Here is a 17,350-nt window from a genome sequence, read left to right on the forward strand (position 1 = left end):
ATTCCCCCAGGTTCGACGCGCGCGAACATAGGGGCTTACGGCTGTTCCCGCTAGAAGGCGCTCAGACCCGTGATCGCGCGTCCGAGGATCAGCGCGTGGACATCGTGCGTACCCTCGTAGGTGTTGACCGTCTCGAGGTTTGCCGCATGGCGCATGACCTGGAATTCGGCGCTGATACCGTTGCCGCCATGCATGTCGCGGGCGACACGGGCGATATCGAGCGCCTTGCCGCAATTGTTGCGCTTCAGGAGGCTGATCGTCTCCGGAATCAGCGTGCCCTCTTCGAGCCTGCGGCCAACGCGGAGTGCCGCTTGAAGGCCGAGCGTAATCTCGGTGACCATGTTAGCTAGCTTCAGCTGTACGATCTGGTTGGAGGCGAGGGGCCTTCCGAACTGCTTCCGATCGAGCGTGTACTGGCGCGCAGCGGCGTAGCAGGCTTCCGCAGCACCCATCGAGCCCCAGCCGATGCCGTAGCGGGCGCGGTTGAGGCAGCCGAACGGCCCCTTCAGGCCTTCGACATTGGGAAGGAGGGCGTCTTCGCCGACCTCGACATTGTCCATGACGATCTCGCCGGTGATCGAGGCGCGAAGCGACAGCTTCTCCTTGATCTTGGGAGCGCTGAGCCCGGGCATCCCCTTTTCGAGCACGAAGCCCCGGATCTTGCCGCCATGCGCATCGGACTTCGCCCAGACGACGAAAACGTCGGCGATCGGCGAGTTGGTAATCCACATCTTGGTGCCGGTGATGCGATAGCCGTTGGCCGTCTTCTCGGCGCGAGTGCGCATGCTGCTCGGGTCGGAGCCCGAGTCCGGCTCTGTCAGCCCGAAGCAGCCAACAAATTCTCCGCGGGCGAGTTTCGGCAGGTACTTCATCCTCTGCTCTTCGGAACCGTAAGCAAAGATCGGATACATCACGAGGCTCGACTGGACCGAACAGGCCGAACGGTAGCCGCTATCCACACGCTCGACGGCACGCGCGATCAGACCGTAGCTGACGTAGCCGAGGCCCGCTCCGCCATATTGTTCGGGAACCGTGGCACCGAGCAGGCCAAGCTCGCCCATTTCGCTCATGATCTCGCGGTCGAAGCGCTCTTCCATGTAAGCGCTGGTGACCCGTGGCTGCAGGTTCTCCTGCGCGTAATTCTCGGCCGTGTCGCGAACGAGGCGCTCCTCCTCGGTCAGCTGATGCTCGAGGTCGTACGGATCCGCCCAGTCGAACGGCAAAATGGCGGGCTCGGGATGGTGAGCGTCCGCCTTGAGAGAAGTGGCCACGTGAATACCCTGCGATTGAGAAAGTCGCGGGCTCCTTACAATTGTCAGTCGTCCTTCGCCACCCCAGTGCCGCCACCGCCGCCGAAGCTCTGCTTCATGGTGAAGCCGAAGCTGATGTGCCGGTTGCGCTCGCGAACCTCGCGAATGACGTCGATGGGCGTAGCGCGATTCGGGAAGAACAGCAGCCTCTCGCGGTTGCCGCTGGTGTCGAAGGCGTTGTCGACGTTGAAGCTGATCGCCGTTCGCGCGGTCGGGCGGTACTCGACGAAGGCCGTTCCATATGGGCCGCCATTGAAGTTCGAATCGAACTCGTCGGTGCGGTAGAAGGTGAAGCGGGCATTGTCGTTGACCGCGACGCCGTAGGACCATTTCCCGATGTCCCGGCGAACGTCGACGCTCCACTGCCAAGCCGGGAAGAACCCGCTGAACTTGCGTGGATCGCCCGTGATGGGGTCGTCGACGCGGGTTCGCTGAATGGTCCCGTCAAACTTGACGCGAAGGCCATTCCACACGCGTGAAAGCGGTGCATCCAGCGTGAGGGTCGCGAACGTGCGCTTGCCAGTGCCGATGTTCCCCGGTGCGTCGAACGTATTGCCCTGGTCATCCGTGATGAGAATTCGATCCTGGAGCATGCTGATCAGGTCGTAGCCGAGGTCCAGCTTGATCAGGCCCTGGCCAAGGAACGGATGCTCGGCCATCGCCCGGAATTCCCAGGTCCGCTGCGGTTGGAGGTTCTCGTTGCCCGCATTGACGCGGTCGGTCGAAAGCTCGGCCACGCTGATGAAGTCGTAGAAGTCCAGCTGGGCGACGACCCGGCGGATCGAGAAGCGCGAATGCCATCCGCCGCCCGGCTTCCAGTCCAGAGCGATGTTTGGCTTGAGGAATTTCAGCGTCCTGTCTGCCGAGGTATCGCCGGTCACGGTCAGGTGGGAGAACTCATAGTTCAATCCGCCGTCGATCCGGAGCACCGGTGACAGGTTCCGGCCGAGGCTAAAGTAGACCTCGCCGCGCTTCTCCTTGACCCGTGCGTCGTCGAGCGGAAGGTCGATGCGCACGCGATTGCCGCTCTGGTCGAAGGCGAACAGATCGACCGTGCTGTCGAGCGTGTTCAGCGCCGCTTCGGCGCCCGCTTCGAAGCTGAAGCCGGCAAGATCCGCTCGGGTCCAGCTCAGCCGTCCGATCGTCTCATTGCGTTGCGCCTGAACGCGCTGGTCGAAGCCGCCCACAACCGATCCGCCATTGGAGATCAGGCCGTCGCGTTCGAGGTACGTATCCTTGTCGTCGCGCTGGCGGCGAGTGGCCAAGCCGACGAGCTTGATCGCGCCGCCAAGCAGGGGCTGCGTAATGTCGCCGCCGACCTCGATCACGGGGTCGCGATACTTCTGGAAAAGATTGTCGTCGTGCTGGGGACCGCCAACGGGCGAGACGCGATTATCCTGCGTCAGGTCGAACCGGCTCGGCTGCCAGCGCAGGTTGATGCGGTACGCTTCCGATGCACTCTTCTCGAGCGCCCAGCTTCCCGCCAGGAACGGATCGCGGTTGAAGTAACTGTTGTGCTTGCGGCGGAATTCGACGGGCAAACCGGTGAGCTCGTCGGTGAGCGTGTCAGTGCCTTCCTCCAGCTGCCGGTTGCGGCCGGTGCCCGCCGACAGATTGAAGCTGGACTGGCCGGTACGGATAAGCGCCGAGCCCTGGATGTCGGTGTTGATATAGCCATCGTACCGCCGCATCGTCGCAGCGGTGATGTTGGCGTCGATGCCCGACTGTTCCGACAGGATGACGTTCAGCACCTGGCTCTTGCCGGCATAGTCGGAACCGAAAAGGTCGCCTGGGCCGACCTCGACGCGAACGACGCGCTGCGCCGGGATGCGGGAAAGAGTGACCTCCAGCGATTCGGCTTTCGATGTCGGGCGCGCCCCGTTGAAGACGACGTTACCCGCGGTACCTGCAAAACCGCGCACGTCGACCTGGCCAAGATTGGTCTGCGTGCTTCCAAGGTCGAGGGTGAAGCCCGGAACCCGCCGCACAATGTCCAGCGCCGATCGCGGAGCAAACTGCGCAAAATAGGCAGCCCCATATGTCGTCGTTCGTGACGTTCCGGCTTGCGGCGTAGCCGCTGTGGATTGGGGGTCGCTCGGGCTCGGAGTCTGCGCCGCGGCGATGTCGGGCATCACCAACGAACTCGCTGCAATCGTTCCAAGCAATAAGGCTCGCGCCATCCGGATCCCCCAAGTGATGTCTCGGGGGCCGCTAAGGCAGGGACTTCGAACGAACGACGCGGGTTCGATCAATCGACGAACGGTTCGACCAGAGCCGTTGGTGCACGCACGGGTGGCTGGGCGGCGAAGCGGGATACGAGCGCTCTTCATGCCGGCGAACTGAGGCGCGCCCGTCAAAGGCGACGCGGCTCGACCGTCAATTCTTCGTCAAAAGTGCACCGTTACCGCGAATCCAAGTATCGCGCGCAATTGGCGACAAGCCAGCTTTAACCCGCTCAGCGTTCAACGCAGCTCGCAGCCGCTCGTCCGCCGCCGCCAATCTCTGGTCACCATTCAGAGATGCGAAAAGAGGGTTCTTGAGCAATGAGATTGGGGGAACCTGGTTGAGGCTGAGAGGTGACTTCCGCGATAGCTCGTCGAGTTTGGCAAGTGCTTCATCGCGACGGCCCGACAACGCAGCGATATTTGCCTCGTTGACCGTTCGGATGGCTCCCCCGAGCCCCGCCTGAGGCAATTGCGAAGTGTTCTGCGCATAGGTTGCCAGCAAGCGGTTGGCGTCTGCTGTTCTGCCTGCACGCTGAAGTGCAAGCACCAATTCCGGGACGGCAACGGACGTAATGTCCACTTGGCCAGCCTGAATCGCTGGTCTGGTGCGATCATAGATTTCAACCAGGTCGGACCCGCGACCCATCAACAGGAGGAGCCTCGCCGAGCCCCAGAAGTTTGCACGGTCCCAGAAGTCGGGGCCGAGGGCCTTCGCTTCGGCGACCACTTTCTCAAGGTTACCGTTGAGGATTGCGATGGTCATCGGATCGAATGCGGCATGCCGCGAAGCCGCGCGAGTTTCCCCCAGCCAACCCAGGGCATTGGCCAGATAGAATTGCATCAGGCGCTCGTCGCCGAAGCGCGCCTCCAACGTCCGCGAATAGCGAAGGTTGTCGGCCAGGCGGTTCTCGGCGTTGGCAAAGCTTCGGAGCAGCTGGAGTTTGGCGCGATCGTCGCGGCTTAACGACAGGAAGCGACGCAACAAAGCGTGAGCCTCCTGATCGCGGCCAAGGAACAGCAGGGCGCCCGTCAAATGGTCGTAGTTGAGGCCCCAAAGGGGATCTAGTTCAACAGCGCGGCGATACTCGGCGATGCCCTCGTCGAAACGGTTCGAGATCCACAGCACCTGACCGAGCCAGCGATGATAATCCGAGCGCTGCGGGCTGAGCTCGACCGCCTTCCGATAGTAGGGAAGGGAGCTCTTGTCGTAGATGTTGAGCAATCCCATCGCCGCGTAGGCGTCACCCAGGTTTGGATCCAACTGAATGGCCTTGCGAGCCAGCCGCGTGGCCTCGGCGCGCGCTTCGTTGAGCGGGCGCGATCCATAATTGGTCGGATGGTCCGACAGCAGCATCTGCGCCTGCGCCAATTCAGCATAGGCAGGAGCATAATCGGGATCGAGGGCGATCGCCTGCTTCAACAGGTCGCTCGCCTCATTGAGCGGGTTTTCGCGACGTTCGCGAATCAGCTGCCGAGCTGCGAGGTACCGATCATAGACATCGGGAGTAGTCGTTCGGGTCGAGGAGACTCCAAAGGATTGTGAAAGCCGCGACGCAACGGTCTTCGCAATGTCGCCCTGGACAGCAAAGATGTCGCCGAGTTGCCGTTCGTATTTCTCGGACCACATCTGGGCACCATCGGACACGCGAGTGAGAGTGACGATCACGAGTACTCGATTGCCGGCGGTCCTGACGCTTCCGTCGAGCAGGTGCGTGATGCCCAGCTGGCGCGCCGTCTCCAATGCATTTTGCCGTTGTGCAATTTCCTCCGCGGAGACCCGCCCCAGCACCCGGAGGCGTTGCTCATGCGAGAGAAGATTCAGGATCTCGTCGGAAACTCCCGTCGCGAAATAGTCCTGCGTCTTCTGCCCGACTTCCTCGAAGGGCAGGACGGCAATGTTCGGCTGGGCTGCGGCCGTGCCCGGGCGGAGGAGATATACCCCCGCAGCAAGGATCAACGCGCCGATCAGAAGGAGCGGGAAGAACCATTTCCACCTGACCGCCCGTTGAGGAGGAAGGGAGTAAATCTCGTCGGCCTTCGACCTTGGAAAGCGTGCTGCCCTGCTCTCCAGAAGTGTTCGAGTCTCCTGAGATGGCTTTAGTCCGAGCTCGTCGCCGAGCCGCTTCTCCAGTCGTTCGGTCCGCCGGTGTGCACCCGCTCGATCGCCCAGGGCGATGTCGGCTCTGACGCCGGCGTGGGCAGCTCGTTCATCGAGAGGATCGATCGCCTCAAGGGCATCCGCTATCCTTCGCGCGGACGCTGCGTCCTCGCTGGAGAGGGCAGCGTCCGCTGCATCGGTCCCCTTGCGCTGGATCAATGCGGACAGCCGGGTTCGTTCGGTCCGGAGCCACTCGTCGAACTCCGGCGTCAGGTCATCGAGGTCGGTAAGGGGAGGCCACTGAACTTCCTGCAGCCGGTCAGCCATCTCGACTGCATCCAGGTCTTCTTCAAAACTGCTGACGTCATTCGAAAGCCGCTTCGGTCCGAGCGCGACCGATTCGCGACTCACGGTGAGGATCCCGGCGGTCGCCAGTTCACGCAGCTCGTAGAGGCTTTGACGAAGGCTCGCTTTGGCCTGTTCTTCTCCGCGATCGCCCCACAAGAGCTCGGCCAGTCGAAACCGGGGAACCGGTCCGCGTGACAGTGCCACAATCGCCAGGACCGCCCGCGTCTTCCTGGCCTTGGGCGTGAGGTCGTTGCCCGCCTGATCCATGAGGCGCAGCGGCCCGAGCAGCGTCATTGCCGCTTCGCTGGTCCAGATGTCCTGCCGGCTGCTGCCCTGGTCCGCCATCAGGTGTAGTGCATAACTATTACAGTGCGCCTTGGCGAGTTGAACGTGGCGGATGGGGTGGGATTCGAACCCACGGACGGCTTGCACCGTCGCTGGTTTTCAAGACCAGTGCCTTAAACCACTCGGCCACCCATCCTTCGTTCAGCTCTTGCCGCTATCGCGTGTCGGGATGGGACGTGCAAGGCGCGCGGCGAACACGGCTGGCGTTTATCGGCGTTTACCCCTTAGCCTTGCACGTGGAGGGAGTGACGAATTGCGGTTGAGCAGCGCCTGGATTCTAGCCGCGGTGGCTTCGCTGGCATGCGGACCGGCGAACGCACAGACGGACCCGCTCGCGCCGCTGGCTCAATCGCCTCGGCCGGCGCTGCAGCCCGTACAGACCATCAACATGCGCCCAGCCTTTGCCATGCCGTCGGCGTTCGATGCCTATAAGCTGTACCTCGCCGGTCTCGCCCGCAGCCAGGGGATCCGCGAGGCCACGATCCAGGCCAACGTCATGGACCTCACGCTGAATCGCCGCGTGATGGAGCTTGACCAGGCCCAGCCCGGTGGCCCGCCGAACAGCAGCTACATCCCGCCCTTCGCACCCTATCAGCGGGACCACGTTACCCCCAGCCTGATCCGCCGCGGGCAAGACCGGTACTCCTCGAATTACAGCAGTCTCGCCCGCATCCAGGCGCGCTACGGCGTCGATCCGGGCATCCTGATGGCCATCTACGGTCATGAGACGAGCTACGGCGCCGTAACCGGCGGATTCGACCTCCTGCAGGCCCTTGCCAGCCTCGCTTACGAAGGCCGCCGCCGACCGATGTTCGAGAGCGAATTCGTCTCGGCGCTCCGCCTGATCGACATGGGCGTGCCCCGATGGCGGCTGAAGGGCAGCTACGCAGGCGCGACCGGCTATCCGCAGTTCATGCCCTCGGTCGTGGTCAAGCTGCGCGCCGACGGCGACGGCGACGGCTATGCCGACATCTGGGGAAGCGAGGCGGACGGTCTCGCGTCGATCGCCAATTATCTCCGCAATGCCGGCTGGAAGGCCGGCGTTCCCTGGGGCGTAGCCGCGCGCGTGTCGCCGACGCTCAATCGCGCAGCGATTCGTTCGACCCTTCGGGCTCCGAGATGCGAGCGTGTCTATGCGAGGCACAGCCGCTGGCTGACGGTCGGCCAATGGCGGGCGATCGGCGTTGTCCCGTACAGCTCGGCTCTCGCCAACACCGAGGTCGCAACCCTCCTCGAGCCCGACGGGCCCAACGGGACGGCGTACCTGCTTACCGGCAATTATCGGGCGATCCTCGATTACAATTGCTCGAATTTCTACGCGTTGTCGGTCGGCCTTCTCGCAAACGCGATCACCGGGCGCTGAACCCCCTCGCGCCAGCCGAATCGCGGCGATAGGAAGGTCACTCACCTAGCCAAGCAGGACATTTCCGAGTCGATGAAACGCGCAGTACTGATTGCTTCCGTCACCGCCCTGACTCTAGCCTCCGGAGCGCCTGCCAAGGCTCCCCCATTCGATACGCCCGCCAGGGTTGCCTATCTGATCGACCTGACTTCGGGGGCGGTCTTGCTTTCGAAGAATGCTGACGTCCGGATGCCGCCCGCGTCGATGGCCAAGATGATGACCACCAACGTCGCCTTCGAGCTGATCAAGAAGGGCGACCTCAAGACTGACAAGAAGTGCACGGTCCGCCCGGAGACGTGGCAGAAATGGCATGGCCCGCAAGCCGGCTCGACCATGTTCCTCAGTCCGAACGAGCAGGTGTCGGTCGACGAGTTGCTGAAAGGGATCATCACCTTGTCGGGCAACGACGCTTCGGTCGTGCTCGCAGAGTGCATCGCGGGGACGGAGGAAGCCTTCGCCAACGTCATGAACGAGAATGCAAAGCGGCTGGGGCTGACGAATAGCCATTTTGGCAATTCGAACGGCTGGCCGGACGAGGGCCGGACCTACGTCACCGCTCGAGACCTGGCTACTCTGGCCCGAGCGGAGATCGAGAACTACCCCGATCTCTATAAGAAATATTACAGCCTTACCGAGTACACGCACGGGCAGACGCTGGGGTCGGGCGCCGCGATCACTCAGGCCAACCGCAACCCTTTGCTCGGCCGTGTCCCGGGCGCTGATGGACTGAAGACCGGCCATACCGAGGAGGCAGGCTATGGCTTCACCGGTTCTGCGGAGCAGAACGGACGCCGCCTGATCATGGTCGTGGCGGGTCTCGACAGCTTCAATCAGCGGATCACGGAGTCGGTTCGGCTGATGCAGTGGGGCTTCAACGCCTGGCAGTCGAAGCCCTTGTTCAAAGCCGGCGCAAGCATCGGATCCGCGAAGGTCCAACTGGGCAGCAGTAGCGAAGTCCCGCTGGTGGCGCCGCGTGACCTGGCCGTGACGATCCCGGCGGGAGTGCTCTCCAAGACCGGAGCGATGAAGATCCGCTACCAGGGACCGGTCAAGGCTCCGATTGCCAAGGGGCAGCACATTGCCGATCTGGTCGTGGCCATGCCAGATGGAGAGCAGGTGATGCCGCTCGTCGCCGGAGAAGCCGTTGGCGAAGCGGGCTTTTTCGGTCGCGCGTGGATCGGCCTCAAGCAGCTGTTCGGCATGGCGTGAGCGACGGACCGCGCTTCATCACGCTCGAAGGCGGAGAGGGCGTCGGCAAGTCGACCCAGCTGAAGGCCCTTCATGCCGCGCTGGCGGAAAGGGGCCTGCACTGCGCTATTACGCGCGAGCCGGGAGGCAGCGAGGGCGCCGAAGCGATCCGCGCTCTCGTACTCAGCGGCGACGACTCCCGTTGGTCCTCAGAGGCCGAAGCCCTGCTGTTCGCCGCTGCGCGTGCGGATCATGTCGAAAAAACGATCCGACCGGCGCTGGAGCAGGGCCACTGGGTGCTCAGCGATCGCTTTCTGGACTCGTCGCTTGCATATCAAGGCGGTGCGCTCGGTCTCGGAGTAGAGCGCGTTCGTGAACTTTACCGCTTCGCGTGTGGCGACTTCCTGCCGGACAGGACGCTCGTTCTGGTCCTCGATGAGGGTGCGGAGCGAGCCAGAGCCCGCGACACTGAAGGTTCTGATCGGATCGGTGGACGCTCCGACGCCTTCCATAGGGCGGTGGACGTCGCATTCCGTCAGATCGCCGCTCAAGAACCCGATCGCGTGCGACTAATCGACGCTTCAGGAACGCCACAGGACGTTACGGCGCGTCTTCTCGACAATCTCGCGGACCTGCTGCCATGATCTTCGGACAGGACCGAGCCGTTGAGCAATTCACCGCAGCGCGGCAGAGTGGTGCTCTTCACCATGCATGGCTTCTTTCGGGTCCAAAGGGCGTTGGAAAGGCAAGCTTTGCGAGGCTGGCGGCAACCCGCTTGCTCTCAGAGGCCGCAGGCCCTGCCTTCTCTGCCGCTGGCCTCGAGACTCCGGAAGATCATCGGATCGCCAAGCTGGTCGAAGCCGGAAGCCATCCCGACCTGCGCTGGCTGGAGCGGCTTACCAACGAAAAGACCGGTAATCTCGCTCGGAATATCAGCGTCGACCAGGTTCGCGCGCTCGGCGAACTGTTCGACCTGACGCCCGCGCTGTCGCCTTGGCGCGCAGTGGTCATCGATTCGATCGACGACCTCGAAAAATCCGCCGCCAACGCTCTTCTCAAGATGCTGGAGGAGCCGCCGGCGAATACCATTTTCTTCCTGGTCACGCATGCACCGGGGAGATTGCTACCGACGATCCGGTCTCGTTGCCGGCGGCTCGACTTCCAGCCGCTGGACGATGACGCCATGACGTCGATCCTGGCGAAGGCCCTGCCGATGCAAAAGGATTTCGAGAGGACGCGCGTCATCTCGGCGGCCGCAGGCTCCGCTGGAAGGGCTTTGGCACTGGCTGAGCTCGACCTCATTTCCCTGGAGGACAAGGCGCTTCGCATTCTCCGCCAGGGCGATCCGACCAACGGCCGACGATCCGACCTGGCGACGGAACTCGGCAAACGCGGCGCAGGCGACCGCTACGCAGCCTTCCTTGAGATCCTGCCGTCCGTCATCGCCCGCGAAGCCCGTTCGCTGAGCGGCGCCCCCAGGCAAAGGGCAGTGGATGCCTATTCTCGCACCCGCGAGCTGGTGGCGATCGCTCCCCGCCTATCGCTCGATCCCGCGGCAACGGTGTTCCAGCTAGGGGGAATTCTCGCTTCGGTTGCCGACCCGCTTCCTTGAAGCCCCAAACCGCCCCCGCTAGGGCGGTGACGAATGTCCGAACCTTTCTACATCACCACCGCGATCAGCTACCCGAACGGGCCGCCGCACATCGGCCATGCCTATGAGGCCATCGCGGCTGACGTGATCGCACGCTTCCGGCGATCTCAGGGATGCGACGTCCGGTTCCAGACAGGAACGGACGAGCATGGGCTCAAGATGGCCCAGGCGGCCCGTGCGGAGAATATCGAGCCTCGTGGCCTTGCGGACAGAATGTCGCGTCTTTTCCAGGAGATGTGCGACACGCTTAATGTCTCGTACGATCGTTTCATTCGCACCTCCCAGCCCGACCATTACCGCGCAAGCCAGGCGATCTGGAAAGCAATGGAGGAGAGGGGGGACCTCTATCTCGATCGCTACGAAGGTTGGTACTCGGTCCGCGACGAGGCCTACTACGAGGAAGACGAGCTCATCATCGGCGAAGGCGGCGAGAAGCTGTCACCGCAGGGAACTCCGGTCGAATGGACTGTCGAAGAGAGTTGGTTCTTTCGGCTGTCGAAATATCAGCAGCCGTTGCTCGACCTCTACGCGTCAAACCCCGAGTTCATCCAGCCGGACACCCGGCGCAACGAGATCGTCCGCTTCGTCGAAGGCGGCCTGAAGGATCTCAGCATCTCGCGCACCAGCTTCGACTGGGGTGTCCCGGTGCCGGGCAGCGACAACCATGTGATGTACGTCTGGCTGGACGCGCTGACGAACTACATCACCGGGCTTGGCTATCCCGACGAGACTGAACTGTGGGAGCGCTACTGGCCCGCGAACGTCCACCTGATCGGGAAGGACGTGGTCCGCTTCCACGCCGTCTATTGGCCGGCGTTCCTGATGTCGGCGGGGATTGCGTTGCCGAAGATGGTCTACGGTCACGGCTTTCTGCTGATCCGCGGCGAGAAGATGTCGAAGAGCGTCGGCAATGTCGTCGACCCCCTTGCGCTCGCGCGGGGCTTTGGCGTCGACCAGTTGCGCTACTTCCTCATGCGCGAAGTCACCTTCGGTCAGGACGGGAGCTACAGCGCCGAAGCAATCGTCAACCGCGTGAACGCCGAGCTCGCGAACAGTTTCGGCAATCTGGCGCAGCGCACTTTATCGATGGTCTTCAAGAACTTGAATGGAGTACTTCCTGCTGCAGGGGAACTCGCAGAAGATATCGATCTACTTCGTAAGGTTGATCAGGCCTGTGCGGATCTCAATGCGCGATTTGACGAGTATGCTTTCTCGGCGGGGTTAGAGGCCTGGATGGGCGCGGTCTTCGCCTGCAATGCCTATGTGGACGCACAGGCGCCGTGGGCGCTTCGCAAGACCGACGCGAACCGCATGGCAGCCGTGCTCGGCACGCTGGTGAGCGCCGTGCGGCAACTCGCTGAAGCTGTTGCACCAGTGATACCGTCCGCGTCGGCTGCGTTACTGAGCCAGATCGCGGAGGGGGACGACGGCAACCCGATTGCGCAGCCCCAACCTCTGTTCCCGCGGCTGGAACTGGAAGACGAGGCGTGAAGCTGATCGATAGCCATTGCCACCTGAACTACGCGGGCCTCGCCGAGCGCCAGGACGAGGTGCTCAATAGTGCCCGAGACAGAGGGGTAGCCGGGTTCCTCAACATTTCGACCCGTCAAAGCGAATGGGGAGACGTCCTTGGCGCCGCCGAGCGCAATCCCGATGTCTGGGCCACCGTCGGTGTCCACCCGCACGAGGCGGACGCCCATCCCGACCTCGGCGCCGCGGCCTTGATCGAGGGGGCCAACAACAGCCGGATCATCGCCATCGGGGAGTGCGGGCTCGATTATCATTACGACAAAAGCGATCGTGCCGCGCAGAGGGACCGCTTCCAAGCCCATATCGACGCGGCGCGCGAAACGGGCCTTCCGCTGGTCGTCCATACCCGCGACGCCGAAGACGACACGGCCGAGATCCTGGGCCGCGCCGTGCGAGAAGGGGGCATTTCTGGCGTGCTCCACTGCTTCACAGGGACGGCAGACCTCGCCCGCAAGGCATTGGATTTCGGCTTCTTTATCTCGCTGTCCGGCATCGTGACCTTCAAGAATGCGAAGGATCTGCAGGACACCGCGAAATGGCTTCCGTCGGACCGCGTCCTGATCGAGACGGATTCGCCATTCCTCGCACCCGTTCCCCATCGCGGGCAGACTTGCGAACCGGCATTTGTCGCGGACACGGCCGCGTTTGTTGCCGATCTGCGAGGTGAGGGCGTCGACAAGCTCGCGGAAACCACGACCGCCAACTTCTTTCGGCTATTCTCCCGGGCCGCTGCGTGAAGGTTCGCGTTCTCGGCTGCGGAACATCCTTCGGAGTTCCGCGGATCGGGAATGACTGGGGCCTTTGCGACCCTCATGAGCCCAGGAACCGCCGTCTCCGCTCGTCGATCCTGCTCCAGGTCGACGGGCAGCGCCTGCTCGTGGATTGCGGGCCAGACGTCAGACAGCAGCTTCTCGAGGCCGAAGTCAGATCCCTCGACGCTGTAATCGTTACGCATGATCATGCCGATCATTGCCACGGGATCGACGAACTTCGCGCCGTTTCCCAGGCTAACGGCGGCCCGATCCGCCTGCTTGCGCGCGCCGGCGTCCTGATAGGGCTCGAACGCCGCTTCGGATACATCTTCAAGAACCGGGGCCTTTACGAAGCTGTTGCCGAGCCCGATCCGGTCGGCTCTGAACTATTGTTCGGAGGCGCACGGATACGCTTTGTCGATCAGCCACACGGCGGGATCACATCGCTCGGAATGCGGGTCGATCACGCAGATAAATCGATCGCCTATTCGATCGATTTCAATGCGCTAACCGAGGAAATGCGTGCGTTGTATCAGGGCGTTGACGTCTGGATCAGCGACTGCCTGGGCCGCAAGCCGCATCCGACGCACGCCCATCTCGAAGCCGTGTTGCGCTGGGGCGAAGAGATGAAGGTCGGGAAACTGTACCTCTCACACCTCAACAACAGCATGGACTATCAAACGCTCGTAAGGGAGCTGCCTGATTGGGCGGCGCCGGCGCATGACGGACTGGAGATCGCGTTCTGATGGCTGAGAAGGGGCCTTACATCGTCTATTATGTGATCGCGGCAACCTTCGTCGCGAGCGCTTTGTTCGGAATGCGCCAGCCGATCGGGAAGACACTCAAAATGGTGTTGGCCTGGGTCGCGATTTTTGGGGTGGCGTTCATTCTCTTCTCATTCCGAGGTGAATTCAGCAGCTTCGGGCAGCGACTGAAGGCGGAAGCGCTCGGAACTCCAATCGAAGACGGCAAAGCTTTGCGGATCCCGATGGCGGACGACGGGCATTTCTGGGTCAACGCAAAGATCAACGGCCGCGATGTGCGGCTCATGGTCGACAGCGGCGCATCTATCACCACCGTTTCGAGGAACGTGGCCGAGGCCGCCGGCATGGAAATTGGCAACGAACACGTCCTTGTCAGCACGGCGAACGGCATGGCGCGCGCGACCAAGGGCTGGGCGAGCCGGCTGGAGGTCGGATCGATTGCACGGACCGACTTCCCCGTCGACATCAATGAGAACGATGACGTCAATCTGCTTGGAATGAACTTCCTCTCGTCGTTGTCCAGCTGGCGAGTGGAAGGCAATTACCTGGTGCTGCAGCCATGATGACCAACAGCCTGATGCTGGGGGGCGTCTACCTGCTGATGGCACTAATGCTCGTTCTCGGCAGCCTAATGGCCCGACGTGAGCCGTTTGCCAGGACGATCACGATTATCCTTGCCTGGATTGCGATATTCTCCGGAGGGTTCGTTCTCTTCACGTTTCGGGACGACCTAGGATACGTAGCCCAGCGGTTGCGGTCGGAGGCGACTGGCGAGCCGGTTAGGCATGGCCGCGAAATCCGCATTCCGATGGCCATCGACGGCCATTTCTGGGTCGATGCACGCGTCAACGGAAAGCCAATCAAATTCCTGATCGACAGCGGCGCGACCATGACCACGATTGGACGCCAGACGGCTGCGGACGTAGGCGTGCCCGTAAGTCCGAACCGGAACCAGATCGTGCGGACCGGTAACGGCTTCATTCGCGTCGCAACCGGCACAGCGAAGGATCTGCAGGTCGGCGACATCGAAAGACAGAACCTGCCGCTGCACATTGCCGATGACGATGATTTGAATGTGCTGGGGATGAATTTCTTGTCCTCGCTACGGCGTTGGGGCGTGGAAGGGCGTTGGCTGATCCTTGAGCCCTGAATCTAGTGTAGTTTTACATAATACATATTATCATACTTTTAAAATATGCGGTCTCAGCATGACGAAGGAGCCCTCTTGAGCCTCGAACGCCTAGTTTCGATCATGAAGCGCCTGCGCGACCCGGTCAGTGGTTGCGAATGGGACAGCGTGCAGACATTTGCGACGATTGCGCCCTACACGATCGAGGAAGCGTACGAAGTCGCAGACGCGATCGCGCGCGAAGACATGGACGCACTGGCCGACGAGCTTGGCGATCTGCAGCTTCAGGTCGTATTCCACTCCCGAATGGCCGAGGAAGCCGGCAAGTTCACGCTCGACGACGTCCTGAACCGCATCTGCGACAAGATGGAACGCCGACATCCGCACATTTTCGGGAACGCCAAGGATGGCGGCCATCACCTGTGGGAAATCATCAAGGCCGAAGAGCGCGCCGCAAACCCGGACAAGAGCGCGCTTGCGGGAGTCGCGCTGGCGCTACCGGCATTGGAGCGCGCCGCGAAGCTCCAAAGGCGGGCCGCAAGAACGGGATTCGACTGGCCTGACGCATCCGGAGCCCGCGCCAAAGTCTATGAAGAACTCGACGAGCTGGAACGCGAAACCGAACACCAGCCCATGTTCGAGGAAATGGGCGACCTCCTCTTCGCTGTCGTCAACTTAGCACGGAAACTTGATATCGAACCTGAAGCTGCTCTTCGCGCAGCCAACTACAAGTTCGAACGACGCTTTCGCGAAATCGAAAGGGCCCCAGGATTTTCAGACATGTCGCTCGACGAGATGGAAGATCTCTGGACCAGCGCGAAGAAGTCTCAGGCCGCTTCCATCGCCTGAAACCGGGCCCAATTGTCCGCCGAGAGCCGCACGGACACTTCGAGCGCATCTCCGGCAACACGTTGCTCAAGCACTTCACCTCGCGAGTGCAGCCATGCCAGCCGGCTTCCATCTGCCGCGTCGAGGCGAACCTGATGAATCTCGGTCCCTTGCTGAAGCGTTTGGGCGATGCGCTCTCGAAGATGATCCACGCCCCAACCGCTCAGGGCAGAGATTGGCACCACGTCTTCCCGCCGTTCTGCCTCTGCTAAAAGGGCTTGGCGCTCTTCCTCGTCGAGCAAATCGACTTTGTTCCAGGCCTCGAACCGTGGCGGCCCCGCGCCCTCTTCCAGCCCCAACGACGCGAGCACGTCTTCGACATCCGCGGCCTGCGCATCACGATCCGGGTGCGCCATGTCGCGGACGTGAACCAAGAGGTCCGCCGAAGCCACCTCTTCCAATGTGGCCCGAAAAGCGGCGATCAATTCGGTCGGGAGGTCGGAAACGAAACCCACGGTGTCGGACAGGATCGCCTTGTCAAAGCCCGGTATCCGGATGTTGCGCATCGTCGGATCGAGAGTCGCGAACAACATGTCTTCAGCCAGCACGCCGTCACCCGTCAACGTGTTGAATAACGTCGACTTTCCGGCGTTCGTGTAGCCAACCAAGGCAATGACTGGCCAGGGTGCGCGCTGCCGCCGGCCGCGATGAAGAGCACGGGTCCGCTTGACCTGCTCCAACTCTCGCCGAATGCGCGCCATGCGATCGCGGATCAGGCGCCGGTCCGCTTCGATCTGCGTCTCGCCGGGACCGCCCAAGAAGCCAAAGCCGCCGCGCTGGCGCTCCAGGTGGGTCCAAGTCCGCACAAGGCGTCCGGCCTGATAATCGAGATGCGCCAACTCGACCTGCAGTCGGCCTTCCGCGGTCGCCGCCCGCTCGCCGAAGATCTCCAGGATGAGGCTGGTCCGGTCGACGACCTTGGCGCCAACTTCCTCCTCCAGCGACTTCTGCTGGACCGGGCTCAGCGGAGCATCAACGATCAGCAGTCGCGCGTCATTCTCCTTGGCGATGTCGGCGATTTCCTCGACCTGCCCCTTCCCCAGCAGCGTTGCAGGCCGGATTTGCCGCAATCTGAAGGCCTTGCTGGCAACAACATCAACGCCAATCGCCCCGGCGAGGCCTTCTGCCTCCTCCAGTCGCGCCTCAGTCGAGCGGCGGGACCCTTCCCCTACCCGCTCAGGTACGACCACCACGGCACGCTCGCCGCGCGTGACGTCATTTTCGCTATCGTAAGTCGTCATGCCGCTGGCGTTTCATGTTCGCCCAGATCAAGCGCGTGCGGAGGCTGCAACGTGGAGATTGCGTGTTTATAAACGAGCTGCAGTTGCCCGTCCCGCTCCAGCAGCACCGAAAACTGGTCATATCCCGAGACCTGACCCTGAAGCATCACCCCGTTTACGAGAAAGAGCGTCATCGGCTGCTTCTCGCGAGCAGCCGCGGCGAGGAACGTATCCTGCAAAGATGGGCGGCCATTGGGATCGGGTGAGATCTCTGGCAGATCAGTCGGCGATCTCTGCGGCATGATGGTCGAGATGGCGTGCTTGTACACGAGCTGTGAGGTGGAATCGCGCCGTAACAGCAGGGAAAAAGCGTCGAACCAAGTGATGACCCCCTGAAGCTTCACGCCTTTTACAAGGAAGATCACGGCGGGCGATTTCGAGCGTCGAACGGTGTTCAGGAAATGGTCCTGCAGGCTTTGCGGCTTATCGACCATTCAAAC

Annotated in this window: 15 protein-coding genes and 1 tRNA gene; 10 read left to right on the forward strand and 6 right to left on the reverse strand. The window is 62.2% G+C overall.

Features of this window, described 5'->3' with window-relative positions; translation table 11 throughout:
- Nucleotides 1-50 precede the first annotated feature (50 nt).
- From ABD928_RS00550 to ABD928_RS00565, 4 genes are all read right to left on the reverse strand, one after another.
- Entirely contained in the window at nucleotides 51-1,226 is a 1,176-nt protein-coding gene (locus tag ABD928_RS00550) for an acyl-CoA dehydrogenase (protein WP_187715875.1), read from the reverse strand.
- An 89-nt stretch (nucleotides 1,227-1,315) separates the two neighbouring features.
- Nucleotides 1,316-3,442 carry a TonB-dependent receptor plug domain-containing protein gene (locus ABD928_RS00555; protein ID WP_345165075.1) on the reverse strand — a complete coding sequence of 709 codons (2,127 nt, stop codon included), beginning with the start codon at nucleotides 3,440-3,442 and terminating at the stop codon, nucleotides 1,316-1,318.
- Nucleotides 3,443-3,686: 244 nt separating this feature from the next.
- Nucleotides 3,687-6,326, reverse strand: a complete 2,640-nt coding sequence (locus ABD928_RS00560; RefSeq protein ID WP_345165078.1) for a BTAD domain-containing putative transcriptional regulator — start codon at nucleotides 6,324-6,326, stop codon at nucleotides 3,687-3,689.
- Nucleotides 6,327-6,372: 46 nt separating this feature from the next.
- Nucleotides 6,373-6,462 (reverse strand) — tRNA-Ser (locus ABD928_RS00565).
- A gap of 150 nt (nucleotides 6,463-6,612) precedes the next feature.
- Here ABD928_RS00565 and ABD928_RS00570 point away from each other — a divergent pair.
- The 10 genes from ABD928_RS00570 (at nucleotide 6,613) to mazG (ending at nucleotide 15,591) form a co-directional block, all read left to right on the forward strand.
- Nucleotides 6,613-7,689 (forward strand): lytic murein transglycosylase, encoded by a 1,077-nt coding sequence (locus tag ABD928_RS00570; RefSeq protein WP_425569647.1) that lies wholly within the window; start codon nucleotides 6,613-6,615, stop codon nucleotides 7,687-7,689.
- A gap of 72 nt (nucleotides 7,690-7,761) precedes the next feature.
- Nucleotides 7,762-8,937, forward strand: a complete 1,176-nt coding sequence (locus tag ABD928_RS00575) for a D-alanyl-D-alanine carboxypeptidase family protein (RefSeq protein WP_345165080.1) — start codon at nucleotides 7,762-7,764, stop codon at nucleotides 8,935-8,937.
- The gene (gene tmk, locus ABD928_RS00580) at nucleotides 8,934-9,560 is read left to right on the forward strand and encodes a dTMP kinase (RefSeq protein ID WP_187714037.1); all 627 of its coding nucleotides are present in this window, start codon (nucleotides 8,934-8,936) and stop codon (nucleotides 9,558-9,560) included. Before ABD928_RS00575 ends, tmk begins: the two co-directional genes overlap by 4 nt.
- Nucleotides 9,557-10,528, forward strand: a complete 972-nt coding sequence (locus ABD928_RS00585) for a DNA polymerase III subunit delta' (RefSeq protein ID WP_345165084.1) — start codon at nucleotides 9,557-9,559, stop codon at nucleotides 10,526-10,528. Before tmk ends, ABD928_RS00585 begins: the two co-directional genes overlap by 4 nt.
- A 33-nt stretch (nucleotides 10,529-10,561) precedes the next feature.
- Nucleotides 10,562-12,058 carry a methionine--tRNA ligase gene (gene metG, locus ABD928_RS00590; protein WP_345165087.1) on the forward strand — a complete coding sequence of 499 codons (1,497 nt, stop codon included), beginning with the start codon at nucleotides 10,562-10,564 and terminating at the stop codon, nucleotides 12,056-12,058.
- Nucleotides 12,055-12,834 carry a TatD family hydrolase gene (locus ABD928_RS00595; protein ID WP_345165090.1) on the forward strand — a complete coding sequence of 260 codons (780 nt, stop codon included), beginning with the start codon at nucleotides 12,055-12,057 and terminating at the stop codon, nucleotides 12,832-12,834. The genes metG and ABD928_RS00595 overlap by 4 nt, the downstream gene beginning before the upstream one ends.
- Nucleotides 12,831-13,595 (forward strand): MBL fold metallo-hydrolase, encoded by a 765-nt coding sequence (locus ABD928_RS00600; RefSeq protein ID WP_187714038.1) that lies wholly within the window; start codon nucleotides 12,831-12,833, stop codon nucleotides 13,593-13,595. The genes ABD928_RS00595 and ABD928_RS00600 overlap by 4 nt, the downstream gene beginning before the upstream one ends.
- Nucleotides 13,595-14,176: a retropepsin-like aspartic protease family protein gene (locus ABD928_RS00605; RefSeq protein ID WP_187714039.1), complete on the forward strand. Its 582-nt coding sequence runs from the start codon at nucleotides 13,595-13,597 to the stop codon at nucleotides 14,174-14,176. The genes ABD928_RS00600 and ABD928_RS00605 overlap by 1 nt, the downstream gene beginning before the upstream one ends.
- A complete protein-coding gene (locus ABD928_RS00610) occupies nucleotides 14,173-14,763 on the forward strand; it encodes a retropepsin-like aspartic protease family protein (RefSeq protein WP_345165095.1) in 591 nt (196 codons plus the stop codon). Before ABD928_RS00605 ends, ABD928_RS00610 begins: the two co-directional genes overlap by 4 nt.
- 45 nt (nucleotides 14,764-14,808) lie before the next feature.
- Entirely contained in the window at nucleotides 14,809-15,591 is a 783-nt protein-coding gene (gene mazG / locus ABD928_RS00615) for a nucleoside triphosphate pyrophosphohydrolase (protein WP_187714041.1), read from the forward strand.
- Here mazG and hflX read toward each other — a convergent pair.
- Together hflX and hfq are read right to left on the reverse strand one after the other, a co-directional pair.
- On the reverse strand, nucleotides 15,570-16,871 hold the full coding sequence (gene hflX, locus ABD928_RS00620; protein WP_345165099.1) for a GTPase HflX: 1,302 nt from the start codon (nucleotides 16,869-16,871) through the stop codon (nucleotides 15,570-15,572). The two genes, mazG and hflX, sit on opposite strands and share 22 nt — an antisense overlap.
- The gene (hfq, locus tag ABD928_RS00625; RefSeq protein ID WP_345165102.1) at nucleotides 16,868-17,344 is read right to left on the reverse strand and encodes an RNA chaperone Hfq; all 477 of its coding nucleotides are present in this window, start codon (nucleotides 17,342-17,344) and stop codon (nucleotides 16,868-16,870) included. The genes hflX and hfq overlap by 4 nt, the downstream gene beginning before the upstream one ends.
- Between the last annotated feature and the right edge of the window lie 6 nt (nucleotides 17,345-17,350).

Source organism: Sphingomonas daechungensis (assembly GCF_039543105.1).
Lineage (GTDB): Bacteria > Pseudomonadota > Alphaproteobacteria > Sphingomonadales > Sphingomonadaceae > Sphingomicrobium > Sphingomicrobium daechungense.